Raw genomic sequence first — 15,408 nt, 5'->3', positions numbered from 1 at the left:
CCGTGGGGTCCCTGAGCTACGACGAGCGCCTGGCCACGATCGTCTCCGAGACGTCGCTGCTGGTGTCCGCGGTGGACGGCGCCGACCTGTCGGCGCCGGTGCCGTCGTGTCCCGGTTGGACGGTCAACCAGCTGCTGCGCCACCTCGGGTACGCGCACCGCTGGGTCGCGGAGATGGTCGAGCGGCGCGTCCAGGAGACCGACCGGTCGTTCAGCAAGGCGCACTCGGTGTCCGGCTACGCCGGGGAGACGACCGCGGAGCTCGGCCCGTGGCTGCTCGAAGGCGCCCGGCTGCTGGCCGACCGGATGTCCGGGGTGCGGGTCGACGAGCCGATCGCGGCGATGGCCGGGATGGCGGGGCCGCGGTTCTGGGGACGGCGGATGGCGCACGAGACCGTCGTGCACCGGTTCGACGCGTGCCAGGCGCTCGGGCTGCCGTTCCAGGTCGGCGAGCGGGTGACCTGCGACGCGCTGTGGGAGTGGATGACGACGCTGCTGCCGTTCATCTTCACCCTCCGGCCGGAGGCGTCCGCACTGCTCGGGTCCGGGGTGCTGCGCTTCACGGCGACCGGCGCGGAGCAGTGGCTGGTCGACCTGCGCGGTGAGGCGCCCGTGGCGCTCCGGCACGGGGAGGTGGCGGCTGACGCGTCGCTGAGCGGGCCGGCGTTCGAGGTGGTGCTGGCGCTGTACCAGCGGCGGCCGGTCGACGGTTTCGAGGTGACCGGCGACGCCGCACTGCTGGAGAAGTTCCTGGCCGCGGTGAGGTTCTGAGCCATGGTGGGGGTCTGGGGGCTTGCCCCCAGGGCGGGGTGTGGGGGCTCCGCCCCCACAAAACACCCGCCAAAGCAAGAAGGCGAGCGCTCGTCGTGAGCACTCGCCTTCCAGCTTTGGCGGTGGCGGTGGGATTTGAACCCACGGAGGCTTTCACCTCACACGCTTTCGAGGCGTGCTCCTTCGGCCGCTCGGACACGCCACCGGTAAGAACAATACACAGTCGGATCCAGGGGTTTAACGCTGGGTCCGGAAGAAGCGTTCCAGCAGGTCAGCGCACTCGTCTTCGAGCACACCGCCGCGCACCTCCGGCCGGTGGTTGAGCCGGCGGTCCCGCACGACGTCCCACAGCGAGCCGACGGCGCCCGTCTTGGGTTCCCAGGCGCCGAAGACGAGGCGGGAGACACGTGCCAGCACGAGGGCGCCGGCGCACATCGTGCAGGGCTCCAGCGTCACCGCGAGGGTGCAGCCGTCGAGGCGCCAGCCGTCGCCGTACGCCGCGGCTGCCGCGCGCAGGGCCAGGACCTCGGCGTGGGCGGTGGGGTCGCCGAGGGCTTCACGGGCGTTGCAGGCCTCGGCGAGGACGGTGCCGTCGGGGGCGAACACGACGGCGCCGATCGGGACGTCGGTGCCCGCGTTCGCGGCCGCGCGGACGGCCCTGCGGACCAGGTCCTCGTCGTCGTTCACGCCTGGATCGTGTCGAGCAGCTGCACGAACTCGTCGATGAAGCCGATGCGCTGGGCGATCATCTGGAGCTGCTCGTCCGGGTAGAGGTCGACCTGGTCGACGATGATCTGGAGCTCGTGGGCGGGCATGCCGAGGTCGGCGAGGACGCCCAGGTCGCCCTCCGGCCAGAGCTCGGTGTCCTCCTCGTCGGGCGGTTCGACGCGCAGGAGGTCGAGGACGTCGGCGGCGATGTCGTAGTCGAGTGCCGCGGCGGCGTCCGACAGCAGCAGGGCCACGCCGCCGGGGACCGGGCGCAGGACGATGAAGAACTCGTCGTCGACGGCCAGCAGGCCGAAGGCCGCACCGGTCGACCTGAGCTGCCGCAGCTGGGTGATCGCCGCGTCCAGCTCCGACAGCGCGGAGCTGTCCATCCTGCTGCACCGCCAGCGGCCGTCCTCCCGGACGACCGCGACCGCGAAGCCGTTGACCGGCTCCTGCTGTGTCATGTGCACACCGTAGGGCTCAGACGACCTTCCCGGTAGCCGAGGTGGTGCGACCATCGGAGGATGAGCACAACCACACCGGAACCCCGTTTCGCCGGACTGCTCGAGGCGGCCCGCGCGCTCCAGCCGCGCACGGTCGCGTTGCGGCGGCAGGTGCACCGCCACCCCGAACAGGGCCTTCAGCTCCCCAAGACGCAGGCGGCGATCCTGCACGCGTTGGAGGGCCTGCCGCTGAAGATCACCACGGGCAAGTCGACGACGTCGGTCGTCGCGGTGCTGGAGGGCGAGCAGCCGGGGCCCACGGTGCTGCTGCGCGGCGACATGGACGGCCTGCCGCTGCAGGAGGACACCGGCCTGCCGTTCGCGTCCGAAGTGGACGGAGCGATGCACGCCTGCGGCCACGACACGCACGTGGCGATGCTGGCGGCCTCCGCCCGCCTGCTCGCCGACCGCCGCGACGCGCTGCGGGGCCGGGTGCTGTTCATGTTCCAGCCGGGCGAGGAGGGCTACCACGGTGCCCGGTACATGATCGAGGAAGGCCTGCTCGACGACGGCGTGGAGAAGGCCTTCGCACTGCACATCACGTCGAAGCTGCGCTCGGGCGTGATCACCTGCCGGCCGGGCCCGATCATGGCGTCGGCCGACACGTTCCACATCCACGTGAAGGGCCGCGGCGGCCACGGCGCCATGCCGCACAACGCCGTCGACCCGGTGCCCGCCGCGGCGGCGATGGTGGGCGCGATCCAGACGATGCTGGGCAGGCGGATCAGCGCGCACCAGCCGGCGGTGGTCACGGTGGCCCAGATCAGGGCCGGCACCACCACCAACATCATCCCCGAGGTCGCCACCCTCGACGGCACCATCAGGACGCTGTCCGAGCTCACCCGCAAGCAGGTGCACACCGAGCTCGAGCAGGTCGTGAAGCACACGGCGGCCGCCCACGGGTGTCGCGCGGAGATCAGCATCGTGCCCGGTTACCCGGTGACCGTGAACGACGACGCGGTCGGTCAGCACGTGCTCGACCTCGCCACGTCGCTGATGGGTCCGTCGTGGAGCGAGCCGCTGCCGGACCCGCTGATGGGTGCGGAGGACTTCTCCTACGTGCTGCAACGGGTGCCGGGTGCGCTGGCGTTCGTCGGCGGCTGCCCGCGCGGGGTCGACGTGGAGGAGGCGGAGGCGAACCACTCGAACCGGGTGCTGTTCGACGAGGCGTCGATGGAGCACGGGGTGGCGATGTACGCGGCGTTCGCGCTGGACGCCCTCCGGTAGGCACGGCTCGGAGGGAAATCCGTTTCCGCGGTGCGGTTGTCCACGACCGCGCCGCGGAGAACGATCGACAGTCGTTTCCACGCCGAACGGAATGGAGCTTGTTAACCCAACCGGATGTTTTTCGAGGCCGGGAACGCTGTCGACCTGCACTGAAAGCCGGATCCAAGCGGCAAGATCACCCACCTGGTGGTGTCAATCGGAATTCAAGTCCCCGCCTATGGCCGATCGTCTCGCACTTCCACCGCTGCAAGACTTCGTTTCTCAGTCGAGCGACTGCTCGACCGTTTCGGGAAACAGGAGCTTTGCCGTGGCACAACCACTCACGATCGCGCACGCCCTGATCGTGGCGATGACCTTTGCCTTCACCGGATGGTTGATCGAGCGCGGCCAAGATCCGCAGTCGGCGCTGATGATCACGCTCACGGCCCTGGCCGGCGCGGTCGTGGTCACGCGGGTGAGCGCGCAGGGCGCGAAGTCCGTCCTGCGGCGACTTGGCGGCGGGGCCTGACGAGGCGTTGTCGTCCGAAGCCGCCTCGCACGGAATGATGTGCGGTGTGCGAGACGTGTGCGTGATCGGACTGGGACTGATCGGCGGGTCCGTGCTGCGGGGCGCCAAGGCGGCCGGGCGCACGGTGTGGGGTGCCACGGCGAGCAGGGACGACGCGGACCGGGCGCGGGCGGAGGGGTTCGACGTCGTCGGGGTCGAGGAGGCCCTCCGGCGCGACCCCGAGGCGCTCGTCGTGCTGGCGGTGCCGTTGCCCGCGTTGCCCGACCTGCTCAGGAAGGTTCCGCCGAACACCCGGCTCACCGACGTCACCAGCGTGAAGGGGCCCGTCCACGACGCCGTGCACCGGTATGCGCCGGAGGTGCGGTTCGTGGGCGGGCACCCGATGGCGGGGACGAGCCGCAGCGGGTGGGACGCGGGGAGCGCGGGGCTGTTCGAGAACGCCGCCTGGGTGGTGACGCCGGAGGAGGCGGACGACCACCTGGTCGACGTGATGCGGTTGGCGCTGGACCTGGGGGCGCACGTCGTGCCGACCACGCCGGAGGAGCACGACGAGGCGGTCGCGCGGATCAGCCACCTGCCGCACATCCTGGCCGCGGTGCTGGCCGCGGTCGGCGCGGGTGGCGGGCCGCTGGCGCTGGCGTTGGCGGCGGGGAGCTTCGGTGACGGCACGCGGGTCGCGGGGAGCCGGCCGGAGCTCGTCAGGGCGATGTGCGAGGGGAACCGGGACGCGTTGCTGATGGCGGTGGACGACGCGCTGGGGCGGTTGGGGGCGGCACGGGGGTCGCTCGCGAGCACCGGTGGGCTGGCCAAGACGATCGAGGCCGGGCACGAGGGCAGGAAAGCGCTGGTCGAGCAGCCCGCGAGGGCGGCGGTGACGCTCGACCTGAGCAAGCCGGGGGCGCTCGCGGCGCTGCGCAACCTGGGGTCCCGGGGTGGGCGTGTGGTTGCGCTGAACGGAAGCACCGCCGCTGCGGAAACGTCGTAAGGTCGCCGGGTGGATCGACGGACGCTCGCGGGTGGGCTCGGTGGACTCGCGCTGGTCGTGGCCGCCGTGGTCGCACTGCGGGCGAGCGATGCGCCGGACAACCTGAAGCGCGAGGTCGACGACCGGGTGCGGGTCGTGCAGCAGCAGGAGCCGGTCAAGCCGGCCAGTCCGCGGACGCAGGCGCTCGACGCGGACGCGGTGCAGGTCAGCTGGGCCGGCAGCGCACCGGCCTACGAGGTGCGGTGGAACGGCAACGAGCAGCTGGTGCCGAACCCCGAGGTCGAGCTCGCCGGGTTGCGGCCGGACCAGGAGGTCAGGGTCGAGGTGCGCGCGGTCAACGCGATCGGGCGGCGCTCGGAGCCGCTGATGATCACCGCCACGCCCCAGGACCTCTACGACGACCGGTGGGACGACGAGCTCGTCGGGCAGCCCGAGCGGTTCGACGGGCCGGAGGCGCTGGACCCGCGCAAGTGGCGGGTCGAGGCGGAGCAGAACTGCCTGGGGCTGCGGCCGTTCGGCCGGGGCAAGCGGGTCGACGTGGACTGCGGCACGGCGATGTTCCAGTCGAACACGCCGATCCGGTTCGGGGTGCCCGGCCGGGACGGTGCGACCGGGCGGGCGATCATCAGCGTCGCCGGTGCGGTCGAGTCGAGCCACGTGCGGCTGACGTTGCTGCCCGCGCCGTGGCACTTCCTGAAGGACCAGGAGTTCCAGCCGAAGGGCGCGGTCAGCCTCGACATCACAACCCAGGGCACGCGCATCGTCGCCGACCCCGACCTGCCGCGCAGCGACCGGCAGGTCGAGCTGGGCGACGCGCCGCTGACGGGGCTCGTGGCGGGTGTGCGGCACCGCTGGGAGCTGCGGGTGCTGCCCGACGCGGTGCTCGCGGTGCGCGACGGCGTGGTGGTCGCGGGTGAGCCGGTCGTGCTCACCACCCCGCTGGCGCACCCGCGGATCCGGATCGACGGCGGCGGTTTCCTCGACTCGTTCGGGGTCGGCGGCGTCGAGGAACGGGCGGTGCCCACCGAGGTCCTCCCGGCGACGGTCGAGGTGCCGCACGACGCCATCGCCGCGAAGCTCGTGACGTTGAGGGGCGAGGAACCGTCGGTGGTGGACCTGCCGCTGGGCGACCGCGGGGTCGAGGCGCCGCGGGACGCGCAGCTCGTGGTGTTCCGCAAACCGGAGAGCCGCCCCGGCACGCTGCCCCGGCTGCCCGACCGGCCGGGCGGCATGAGAACCGGCCCGCCGCGGCTCCAGGTCATGCACGAGGACGGCACCACACCACCGCAGCAGCTGCCCCGTACCGGGCGCGTGCTCGTCACCGCGGAGATCAACGCGATCGGCCACCGCGGCATCGAGCTGGAGCTCGACGGCAAGCGCGTCGTGGCACTGCCGACGAACGAGCAGGGCGGCGCCGTTCCCGGCCGGCACGAGTTCTGGCTGAACGCCGCGGACCTCGGTGCCCGCCCCCGGCTCAAGCTGAGCGTCCTTCCGGCCGATCATGGCGAACCCGTTACCACCGAAACCGTGTTCGAGCTGCGCACAACGCCTTAGCGTGACCACATGAAGCGGGTCGCCTTCGCCGTCGCGGGCCTGGCCCTGGTGGTCGGTGTCGTCCTCCTGAGGGACACCGGCGACCCGACCACGCCCGAGCTTCCGCCGCCGCCGACGAAGCTCAAGCCGTTCGCTGCCGACCTCGCGCTCGTGCCGGGTCCGCAGGGCCGTCCCGCCGCGCCGGGTGCCGTCACCGCCCGCCCCGGCCACCACCGCGTGCAGCTCACGTGGACCGGTGACGCCCCCGCCTACGAGGTGCGCTGGGGTGAGCACCGCAAGCTCGTGACCCGTCCCGGCACCCAGCTCAACGGTCTGCGCAACGACCAGGAGCAGGAGGTCGAGATCCGCGCGGTGGACTCGTTCGGCCAGTACTCCGAGCCCGCCCGCACGAGGGCGACGCCGCGGGCCGACACCGCGCAGTACTCGTTCGTCGACCGGTTCGACGGCACCGACGAGCCGGACCAGGGGCGCTGGCGGTTCGGCAAGCGCACCGACTGCGCCCGCGCGACCTCCGGTGACGACGACGACCACGACCGGCTCGTGATCAGCAGCAGCTGCGGCACGCGGGCGGTGTCGTTGCGCGCCCGCACGCCGTTCGTCCGCGGGCCGGACGAGAGCCGGTTCGTCGTGGAGACCGACGCCCCCGGCAGCGGCGGCAGGCTGCTGCTGGACCTGGTCCCCGGTCCGGTGAGCGTGCAGGGCGAACCGGTGCTGCCGAACGCCGTCCGCGTCACCGTCAGCACCGACGCGGCCGGCAACTCGGTCGTCGAGCTCGTCCCCGGCGGCACCGCGACCAAGCCGGTCCCCGCCGCCGTGCCGGGCACGAGCGTGCGCTGGGAGCTGGTGGTCGGGCCCACCGGCGTCCAGGTGCACCGCGACGGCGAGGTGGTCGCGACCTCGCCGTTCGTGCCGCCGTGGCGGGAGGCGACCGCTCTCGCCGGGATCGCCGCGCTCGCCGGTGACCGGGTGAGGGCCGGCATCGACCTGATCGGCTTCCGCGCCGCCGCGGCGGAGGCGCCCCCGAACGTGCCCGCGCCGAACGTCCGGGTCGACGCGGCACCCGCGCCGGTCAAGCGCATCCCGGACGTCACCGCCGGTCAGCTGCGGCTCGCGCTGATCCCCTCCGGGGAGGGTCCGCCGGTCGACCGGGTGGAGGTCAACGACGTCGAGGTGCCGCTGCGGCCCGCCGTCGAGGGCCAGCAGTGGAAGCCCGGCGCCGAGTACGCGGCCGTGGCCGACCTGCCGCGGGAGGCGTTCACCGACACCCTCAACGTCGGGCTGCTCACCGCGGACCGCGTTCAGGTCACGCACACCGACGTCGAGCTCGCCGGCCCCGTCTCCGGCATCTCGAAGCGCGACTCGGGCAGCCCGCTCGTGGACGCCCGCCCGTCGCTGGCCGACCCCGTCGCCGAGGTGCTCGACTCGGGTGGTCAGCCCGTGCAGAACGGTGCCGCGCTCGCGAGGGGCCGGGTCGTGCTGGAGATCAGGATCACCGCGCTGGACGCGGCGGTCGCGGGTCTCGCCGGGTTCGAGGTCAGGCTCGACGGCACTCACATCGCGACCGTCCCCACCACGGCGGACGGGCCCGCGGGCGCGGGCCGGTGGCGGATCTCGCTGAACACCGCCTCGCTCACGGAAGGGCCGCACGCGATCGAGGTCAGGGCGTTCAGCACCGACCCGGAGGCACACCCCGAAACGGGTTACGTTCCCTTCTTGCTGAAGCCGTAGACCCCAAGATGGACCAATGGCCCGCGCTTTGATCCTCGACGCAGCCCGCACGCCGTTCGGCCGGTACCGGGGAGGGCTGTCCGGCATCCGGGTGGACGACCTCGCCGCTCTGCCCATCGTGGACCTGCTGCGCCGCTACCCCGGCCTCGACCTCGCGCGCATCGACGACGTGCTGCTCGGCGACGCGAACGGCGCGGGTGAGGACAACCGCAACGTGGCGCGCATGGCGGCGTTGCTGGCGGGGCTGCCGGTGAGCGTGCCGGGCGCGACGCTGAACCGGCTGTGCGCGTCCGGTGGCGAGGCGATCATCCAGGGCGCGCGGGCGCTGGTCACCGGGGACGCCGACCTGCTGATCGCGGGCGGGGTCGAGGGCATGAGCCGGGCGCCGTTCGTGACCGCGCGGCCGGACCGGGCGTTCCCCGACCGGCTGGAGACGGTGTCCACGGCGCTGGGCTGGCGGCTGGTGAACCCGCGGATGCCGAAGCACTACACGGTGCCGCTGGGGCTGGCCGCGGAGACCGTCGCCCATGAGCTCGGCATCACCCGTGAGCAGATGGACAACTTCGCGCTGCGGTCGCACCGGCGTGCGGCGGCGGCGTGGGACGCAGGCGTGCACGAGGGGTTCGCGTTCCCCGTGCAGCTGCCCGACGGCACGGCGGTGCGCCGCGACGAGAACGTCCGCGCCGACACGAGCGCCGAGAAGCTGGCCAAGCTCAAGCCCGCGTTCTCCGACACCGGCTCGGTGACCGCGGGCAACGCCTCGCCGCTGAACGACGGCGCGCTGGCCGCGTTGCTCGGCACGGAGGCGCTCGCGGCCGAGCTGGGCGTGGAACCGCTGGGCGAGGTGCTGGGCAGCGCCACGACCGGTGAGGAGCCGCACCGGTTCACCGTGGCGCCGGTGTCAGCGATCAGGAAGCTGCTGAAGCGCCTGCACCTCGACGCGGCCGACGTCGACCTGTGGGAGGTCAACGAGGCGTTCGCGGCCATGGCGCTGTCGGTGCTGCACCACCTGCCGGAGATCGACAAGGAGAAGGTCAACGTGCACGGCGGCGCCATCGCCTACGGGCACCCGCTCGGCGCCTCGATGCCGCGAGTGATCATCGACGTGTGCCGCCACCTGCGGCAACGCGGTGGCGGCGTGGGCATCGCTGCCGCGTGCGTCGGCGTGGGCCAGGGCGTCGCGGTGGCCGTGCGGGTCTAGTCGCCGGGTTTCGGGGGCGCGCCAGAACCGCGCGGGCCTGGTCAGCGGCCCGCGCCGGAACGGTTCCGCGTCAGGGCCGCCGAGCCCGCGATCGACCCGGAACCGCTCGCCGAGGTGTTCTGACCGGTCAGATGCGCTTCGAGATCAACGGGTACTCGAGCACCAGGCCGTTCTGGTCGACCTTGATGTTCTGCTCGAACCCGCCGCTCTTGAAGCGCACCACCGAGACCTCGTCGCCGACCGAGATCGTCTTGTAGGTCTGGGTGACCGCGCGCACCGTGAGGTCGGGCAGCGAGACCCGCACGACCGGCAGGTTGTGCTCGCCCTCCTCGCGGTGCAGGTCCAGCCGCCGGATCGGGATGGCGTTGAACAGCACGGAGAACTGCACGTCGACGTCGAGCGCGTCGTTGAACGTCTCGCGCTTGGCGCCCTGGCCGTGGTCGACGAGCCAGGCACCGTCCTCGGTGCGGCTGAGCGAGCACTGCCGCTCCTCCAGCACCGTGGCCGTGCGCAGCAGCAGCCGGTTGACCTGGCCGCTCTCGCCGACGGAGACCTCGAACGAGGCGTTGAACTGCTCGTCCGGCCCGGCGGCGACCAGCCGGCCGGAGGCGCGCAGGCGCTGGTCGTTCGACAGCAGCAGCCTGACCTGCTCCAGCCGGGGCTCGTGGAGCCCCTGCCAGGTGATCATCTCGGGCCGGCGTGCAGAAGGAGAGCGGGTCTCCCCGTTCGAGGTGACCCGCCCCGCGTCAGTGGCGTTGAAGGAGTTCACTCATCCACCTGGAAGGATGTCCTTGATCTTCTCGGCAACCGAGTCGACCTGCTCTTCGTGACCGAACTTCTGCGCGACGAAGTCAGCCGCCGCGTCGACACCCTTGTCGACCTGCTCGTGGTGCTGCTGAGCCAGGTCCAGGGCCTTGTTCTTGATCTCGTCGAAGTTCATGTGGTGCTCCTCCGCTCCTGACGCAGGGTACCCGAGGAGCCCCCGCGTGGTGATAGGCGCGATCACGCTGACTGCACCTGGACAAGTCGGCCCGGCGCAACCATGATGTGCCACGCCGCCGCCTGGTCGGCCGCCGTCGCGGCCAGAACCAGGAGGATCGCCCCATGACACGGCTCCTGCGTGGAGTTATGTCCGCAGCACTGCTGTTGCCGCTCGTCGCAGTCCCCCCGGCCAACGCCACGGCCGGGAAGCCCGGGAAGGCGGAGTTCGCGGTGACGACCACGGCCACGAACGTGGCGGCCCGCAGCGACCGCCGCCCCGTCGCCGGCGGGGTGCACGACCGGAAGGCCGGCAAGACGTTCATCTCGTGGGCGGGCCAGTACGAGGACAGCTACGTCCAGTCGTACGACCACCGCGCGGCCACCTGGTCGCCCCCGCACCGCATCGCCGACGGCGACTCGGACGCCCACAACTACCCGACGGTGGTCCAGGCCCGCGACGGCCACCTGCTGGTCTTCCGCGGCATGCACAACGTCGAGCTGCGCATGTCCCGCTCACCCCGGCCGCACTCGGCCGACGGCACGTGGGCAGAAACCGTGATCTCCAAGAACGCGGCCACGTACCCGATGCCGTTCGTGACCCGTGACGGCACGATCTACGTGTTCTACCGCGAGACATCGGGCGACCTCGACCCGAACGTCCCCACCGACACCCGCCCGATGCTCTACGTGGTGTCGAAGGACAACGGCAAGACGTGGAAGAGCTCCACCGAGCTCACCGGCCACCCGTTCGCCATCGGCTCCACCGCGCGCGCCGACAACATGAACGAGATCTACATCGGTCAGCTCCGCCTGGAGGACTCTGGCCGCGTCCGCATCGCCTACACGCTCGCCGGCGGCGGCTTCGAGGGCCACAAGCACGACCGCTACCACCGCAACATCTACTACACCTGGTTCGACCCCCGCGACCTGCACTTCTACTCGGCGTCCGGCCGCGACCTGGGCACCCAGGTGGACGACGCCGACCAGGAGTCGTTCCTGAAGGTCGCGGAGACCCCGCTGACCGTCCCGAACAACGTCAAGTCCCCCGACTACGTCCAGCAGGTCGGCACGGTGCTGGGCCGGCCGTTCGTCCTGTGGTTCTCCGGCGACCCCGACGGCGGCCCGCTCCGCAACCACCTCTCGACGTGGAACGGCCGGAGCTGGGACACCCGCGAGGTGGCCCGCGGCCTGCGCACCCGCGAGATCGAACCCGTGGACCCGCTCACCTGGCGCGTCTACGCGACCGAGGACGGCAAGCCGAACGTCCTGACCCACCTCGTGCGGTTCGGGCGGACCTGGGAGGCCGAGACGGTGATCCCGACGGCCAAGCCGGTGCAGCGCGTCGAGGTGGTGGCGAACTTCCGCGACCCGGCCAGGGCGATCTTCTCGGGCGCTTCGTCGCAGCGGGACGTGGCGGTGGCCGACGGGGACATCAGCGTGGTGGGGCTGGCCCGGCGTTGACCGGTTCCGGCCCATGAGACAGCAAACGCCCCCTGGACCGGCGCGGACCCAGGGGGCGTTCGTCTGTCAGGCGCTCAGATCAGGCGCCGGCCTTCTTGCGCCGCACCACGAACAGCGCGGCGACACCGCCACCGATGAGCACGAGGCCACCCACGAGCGGCCACAGGATCGAGGCACCGGTCGAGGCGAGGTCCTCGTCCGTGCCACCACCCGGAGCCGGCGGGGCCGTGGTCGTCGTGGTCGGCGGGACCGTCGTCGTGGTCGGCTGGGTGGTGGTCGTGGTGGTCGTCGTCGTGGTCGTCGGCGGAACCGTCGTCCCCGCGGTCCACTCGGCACGGGCCGGCTTCTCGACCTTCACCTCGGAGGCCTTCGCGATCACCAGCGACTGGGTCTTCTGGTTCTTGTCCTCGGACACGAACAGCCGACCGGCCTGCAGCGAGGCCTCCGCCTTGACCGTCAGCTCGACCTTGCCGGGCTTGGCGTCGCCGGGCACGTCGACGTAGAACTCGGTGACCTTCTCGGCCGTGTCCTTGGCCTTGGCCGTCAGCTCGTCACCCGAGCTCGCGACGGCGAGCGGCTTGCGGTCCTTGTCCGTGATCGTGACGCCCTTGGGGAGCTTCGCGGTCAGCGTGATCTCGCCCGCGGTCGTCGTGACCGTGAACGGGCCGAGCAGCCCACCGGCCACACCCTTGACCTCGGCCGGCTCGACCTGCAGCGTCGGCTTCGGCTGGTCGTTCTTCAGGTCCTGGGCTTCCGCGAGGAACTTCTTGTAGAGCTTGACGAGGTCGGCGCCGCCGCCCTTCTCACCGCCGGCGAGCTCCCTGGCTTCGTCGAGCTGGGCGCCGTCGGTGAAGTGCCAGATCGCCGCCTGCGTGGCCGCGATGATCTCGCGGTCGTCGTACGGCTTCTTGCCGTCGCCGAACTTGTCGTTGACTTCCTTGACCGACTTGGTCGGGAACGAGTTGGTCAGGATCCAGAGGACCTTGCCCGCGTTGTCCTTGAACTTGGTGTTCGGGTTGGGGTGCTTGTCCCACGGCACCTCCTGGAGGGGCTTGCCCTTCTCCAGGTCGGTCGGCAGCTCCACGCAGTACGCCTGGAAGCGGCCTTCCTTGCCGTCTTCCTTGAGCTTGACACCGATCAGGCCGGTGCTGAACTCGTCGTTGTGCCGGGGAGGGGTGTTGCCGACCTTGGGCACGAGGTAGACGTCATGGCCGTACTGCCAGTCGCCCTCGATGGGCGTGACGACGACGTCGGCGAACGCCGCGGGGGTCGAGAGGGACAGGAGGGCGGCAGCGCCGAGAAGCGCCGCGCCGATCCTCAACCGGGAAGCCATGGGTCTCCTTGCTCGCTGAAGTTAGCCCGAACGCAGGAAAAGTCGAGTACTTCGGCCGGAGCGGTGGACACCGGAAGTCGACACCGAACCGACAGGAAGCGAGCGGGACGTTAGCCGATGGGGTGTCACCCGGTTGAGCGAGGTATGAAGATCGCATCATACATGACGTGAGCTGCCAAAACGTGCCAAAAAGGTCCACAGTGGATCGATGGCTGATGCATCGCTTTTGTCAGGTGACGATAAATTCGTTGCCCAACAGTTATCTTCCGCAGCGTCCTGCTACGTACCCAGAACGCTCGCGGTTCACTCTCAAGCCACCAATTCGGTAACGGCGGTGGGACGGATGTCACCAGGGCGCAATGAGGTGCCGCGCAGGCAGAGGTCGCGGGGCTCGGGGCGCTGACCGGTGAGAATCCACTTCGTCAGGCCCGCGAGCTGGTAGGCGATGAGCGGCGGAACGGCATCTCCGACGTGCCGGTAGGCGTTGCCGAGAATGGAGACGTCGAACTTGAACTGCCGCGGGAAGCCCTGCAGCAGCGCCATCTCCCTGACCGTGCAGAGTCGGTGCTGTTCGGGGTGGGCATAACGGCCGTTGCCGACGTGGCCGCATTCGCGCTTGATGGTGCGGGCCGGTTCGTCCCACCACATCCGGCCGTACACGTCCGGGTGAGAACCCCAGTTCTGCTGCTCGACGATTTTGCGTTGTGCGGGATTCAGCAGCTCCGCGGTTTCCGGTGAGCGCAGCAGGTCGGCCCACGAACCGCCGTCCGCGGGGATGGCGCGCATCCGGTCGAGGCTGCGGTCCTGGGAGAAGGTCGGCGACACGTGGATCGGGTCTTCGGGGTGCGCGAGACCGGCCTCGACGGGCGGCAGCTTGCCGATCGCGCGGCGGACCGTGGCGGCGGCCGGGCGCAGCTGCAGGCCCTCCCACACGTCGTGCAGCGTGCGCAGGGGCAGGCCGGCGTCCACGGCCACCATCAGCGACCGCTCGCGCAGCTGGGGCAGGCCGTAGTCGGACAGCAGGTGGGTGCCGCCGGTGACGTCGTAGCCGAGCTCGGTCAGCGAGTCGGCGAGCTGGTCGAAGTGGTGGCGCTGCTTGCCCTTCACCAGCTCGCGGGCGTTCTCCACCAGGATCGTCCTGGGCCGCAGCTCCTCGGCGTAGACGGCGATCCGGCCGACCAGCGAGTTGCGCGGGTCGTCGCGCAGGTGGTTCGCGGCGGTGATGCGGCTGAAACCGGAGCACGGCGGGCACGCCAGCAGCACGTCGAGCTCGCCGCGGCGCAGGCCCCAGACCTCGCGCAACGCCGAGGGCGAGATGCGGGCGAGGTCGACCTCCAGCGGATCGACGCCGATGTTGGCCCGGTAGGTGTCGTTGCAGCGCAACGAACCGAGGCGCGACGAGGGCTTGCCGATCTGCGCGTCCGCCGCGCCGACGACCCGGAAGTCGCGGTGGGCGTGGAAGCCGAAGCTCATCCCGCCCGCACCGGAGAAGATGTCGGCCACCGAGAAGGACACGGCGAGATCGTACGGGCGCGGCTTCTCATGGCTTTGCCGGACATCCCGTAGGTTTCCCGCATGGAACTGCCGCGTGCCTGGCAACGGCCTGACCCGTTGCGCGGACTCGACAGGATTTCCTGGGTCGAGGTCTACGACGGCCGGGGCGGCGCCGAACGGCTGCCCGGTCTGCTGCGCGCGTTGGTGGACCCGTCGCCCGAGGTCAGGCTGGAGGCGTTCACCTCGCTCGCCGACCGCCTGCTGACCGACGACACGGTGTCGGAGGCCTCGTTCTGCGCGGTGCCGTTCCTGGTCGAGCTGGGCGCCTCGTACAAGGTGGCCGCCGACGTGCGGGACCGGGTCATCTTCCTGCTGGCCGCGCTCGCGTTGGCGGGCAAGGGCTTCACCGAGGAGGGCCGGCGCACCCACCGGCGGTGGAACGCGCTGGGCCGCGAGCTGCCGAGGACAGCGCCGGACTGGCTCACGCAGACCCGGCACGCCGTCGCCCAGGGCGCGCCGAAGATCTTCGAGGCACTGGCGTCGGAACGGGTCGGGTGCCTGGTGGCGCTCGCGTGCGCGGTGCCGGAGCGGCTGCCGTCGTTCGTCGTGGGGCTGATGCAGGACGTGCTCGACGACGAGGACGAGATGCTCGCCGAGGCCGCTGAGATCGCTCTCGCGCTGCTGAAGCGGACACCGGAGCTCGTGGAGTCGCAGCCGAAGGTGCTCGGCGAGGGACTCGTGCGGCCGGCGCACCAGCCGCGTGAGGTCACCGCGGCGCTGCTCGGCTACCAGCTCGCCCTCACCGCCGCCTACGGCGACGAGGGCGCCTGGTGAGTGCACGCGGGGAGCTTTCGTACTCTCCTAGCTGTACTGATTCGTGACGTTGTTGATGTCTAGGCGGTCAGTCGGGTGATGGGTGGCTGGCCGCCGAGGGCGGTGTGGGCGCGTCGTGTGT

General features: G+C 71.2%; 15 protein-coding genes and 1 tRNA gene. 9 read left to right on the top strand and 7 right to left on the bottom strand.

The genetic code is table 11. The features are described from left to right. The first annotated feature begins 2 nt into the window (after window positions 1-2). Window positions 3-770: a maleylpyruvate isomerase family mycothiol-dependent enzyme gene (locus ACZ7CH_RS36775; protein WP_470376042.1), complete on the top strand. Its 768-nt coding sequence runs from the start codon at window positions 3-5 to the stop codon at window positions 768-770. Between the two features lie 117 nt (window positions 771-887). Here the strand turns inward: ACZ7CH_RS36775 and ACZ7CH_RS36770 are convergent. The 3 genes from ACZ7CH_RS36770 to ACZ7CH_RS36760 all read right to left on the bottom strand — a co-directional run bounded on the left by ACZ7CH_RS36770 (window position 888) and on the right by ACZ7CH_RS36760 (window position 1,942). Beyond that, window positions 888-975: transfer RNA gene (locus tag ACZ7CH_RS36770), tRNA-Ser, on the bottom strand. A gap of 32 nt (window positions 976-1,007) precedes the next feature. After that, window positions 1,008-1,457: a nucleoside deaminase gene (locus ACZ7CH_RS36765; RefSeq protein WP_360396911.1), complete on the bottom strand. Its 450-nt coding sequence runs from the start codon at window positions 1,455-1,457 to the stop codon at window positions 1,008-1,010. After that, window positions 1,454-1,942: a tRNA adenosine deaminase-associated protein gene (locus ACZ7CH_RS36760; RefSeq protein ID WP_360396912.1), complete on the bottom strand. Its 489-nt coding sequence runs from the start codon at window positions 1,940-1,942 to the stop codon at window positions 1,454-1,456. The genes ACZ7CH_RS36765 and ACZ7CH_RS36760 overlap by 4 nt, the downstream gene beginning before the upstream one ends. Window positions 1,943-2,002: 60 nt before the next feature. Here ACZ7CH_RS36760 and ACZ7CH_RS36755 point away from each other — a divergent pair, with 60 nt between their 5' ends. From ACZ7CH_RS36755 to ACZ7CH_RS36730, 6 genes are all read left to right on the top strand, one after another. Further along, window positions 2,003-3,208: a M20 metallopeptidase family protein gene (locus tag ACZ7CH_RS36755; RefSeq protein WP_470376041.1), complete on the top strand. Its 1,206-nt coding sequence runs from the start codon at window positions 2,003-2,005 to the stop codon at window positions 3,206-3,208. 217 nt (window positions 3,209-3,425) lie between these two features. Continuing rightward, on the top strand, window positions 3,426-3,716 hold the full coding sequence (locus tag ACZ7CH_RS36750; protein WP_360396914.1) for a hypothetical protein: 291 nt from the start codon (window positions 3,426-3,428) through the stop codon (window positions 3,714-3,716). Window positions 3,717-3,750: 34 nt separating this feature from the next. Continuing rightward, window positions 3,751-4,701, top strand: coding sequence for a prephenate dehydrogenase (locus ACZ7CH_RS36745; protein ID WP_470376079.1), 951 nt, complete (start codon window positions 3,751-3,753; stop codon window positions 4,699-4,701). A gap of 9 nt (window positions 4,702-4,710) precedes the next feature. Then, window positions 4,711-6,255: a fibronectin type III domain-containing protein gene (locus ACZ7CH_RS36740; RefSeq protein ID WP_360396916.1), complete on the top strand. Its 1,545-nt coding sequence runs from the start codon at window positions 4,711-4,713 to the stop codon at window positions 6,253-6,255. Window positions 6,256-6,264: 9 nt separating this feature from the next. Next, on the top strand, window positions 6,265-7,983 hold the full coding sequence (locus ACZ7CH_RS36735) for a hypothetical protein (protein ID WP_470376040.1): 1,719 nt from the start codon (window positions 6,265-6,267) through the stop codon (window positions 7,981-7,983). Between the two features lie 16 nt (window positions 7,984-7,999). After that, window positions 8,000-9,184 (top strand): thiolase family protein, encoded by a 1,185-nt coding sequence (locus ACZ7CH_RS36730; protein WP_360396918.1) that lies wholly within the window; start codon window positions 8,000-8,002, stop codon window positions 9,182-9,184. Between the two features lie 127 nt (window positions 9,185-9,311). Here ACZ7CH_RS36730 and ACZ7CH_RS36725 read toward each other — a convergent pair whose 3' ends face one another. Further along, window positions 9,312-9,953 carry a putative glycolipid-binding domain-containing protein gene (locus ACZ7CH_RS36725; protein ID WP_360396919.1) on the bottom strand — a complete coding sequence of 214 codons (642 nt, stop codon included), beginning with the start codon at window positions 9,951-9,953 and terminating at the stop codon, window positions 9,312-9,314. After that, window positions 9,954-10,124, bottom strand: a complete 171-nt coding sequence (locus tag ACZ7CH_RS36720) for an antitoxin (protein WP_360396920.1) — start codon at window positions 10,122-10,124, stop codon at window positions 9,954-9,956. Between the two features lie 164 nt (window positions 10,125-10,288). Between ACZ7CH_RS36720 and ACZ7CH_RS36715 the strand changes: the two genes are divergently transcribed. Continuing rightward, a complete protein-coding gene (locus tag ACZ7CH_RS36715) occupies window positions 10,289-11,626 on the top strand; it encodes a BNR-4 repeat-containing protein (RefSeq protein ID WP_470369696.1) in 1,338 nt (445 codons plus the stop codon). 79 nt (window positions 11,627-11,705) lie between these two features. Here the strand turns inward: ACZ7CH_RS36715 and ACZ7CH_RS36710 are convergent, their stop codons facing one another. Together ACZ7CH_RS36710 and ACZ7CH_RS36705 are read right to left on the bottom strand one after the other, a co-directional pair. Further along, on the bottom strand, window positions 11,706-12,959 hold the full coding sequence (locus ACZ7CH_RS36710; RefSeq protein ID WP_360396922.1) for a thioester domain-containing protein: 1,254 nt from the start codon (window positions 12,957-12,959) through the stop codon (window positions 11,706-11,708). Window positions 12,960-13,268: 309 nt separating this feature from the next. Then, window positions 13,269-14,474: a DNA cytosine methyltransferase gene (locus tag ACZ7CH_RS36705; protein WP_360396923.1), complete on the bottom strand. Its 1,206-nt coding sequence runs from the start codon at window positions 14,472-14,474 to the stop codon at window positions 13,269-13,271. Window positions 14,475-14,534: 60 nt separating this feature from the next. Between ACZ7CH_RS36705 and ACZ7CH_RS36700 the strand changes: the two genes are divergently transcribed. Beyond that, window positions 14,535-15,287 carry a hypothetical protein gene (locus ACZ7CH_RS36700; RefSeq protein ID WP_360396924.1) on the top strand — a complete coding sequence of 251 codons (753 nt, stop codon included), beginning with the start codon at window positions 14,535-14,537 and terminating at the stop codon, window positions 15,285-15,287. Window positions 15,288-15,408 lie beyond the last annotated feature (121 nt).

It is taken from the genome of Lentzea sp. NPDC037011, from assembly GCF_055607425.1.
Note: the sequence above shows the minus strand (reverse complement) of the source record. Positions and strands in the feature narration are given on the sequence as shown.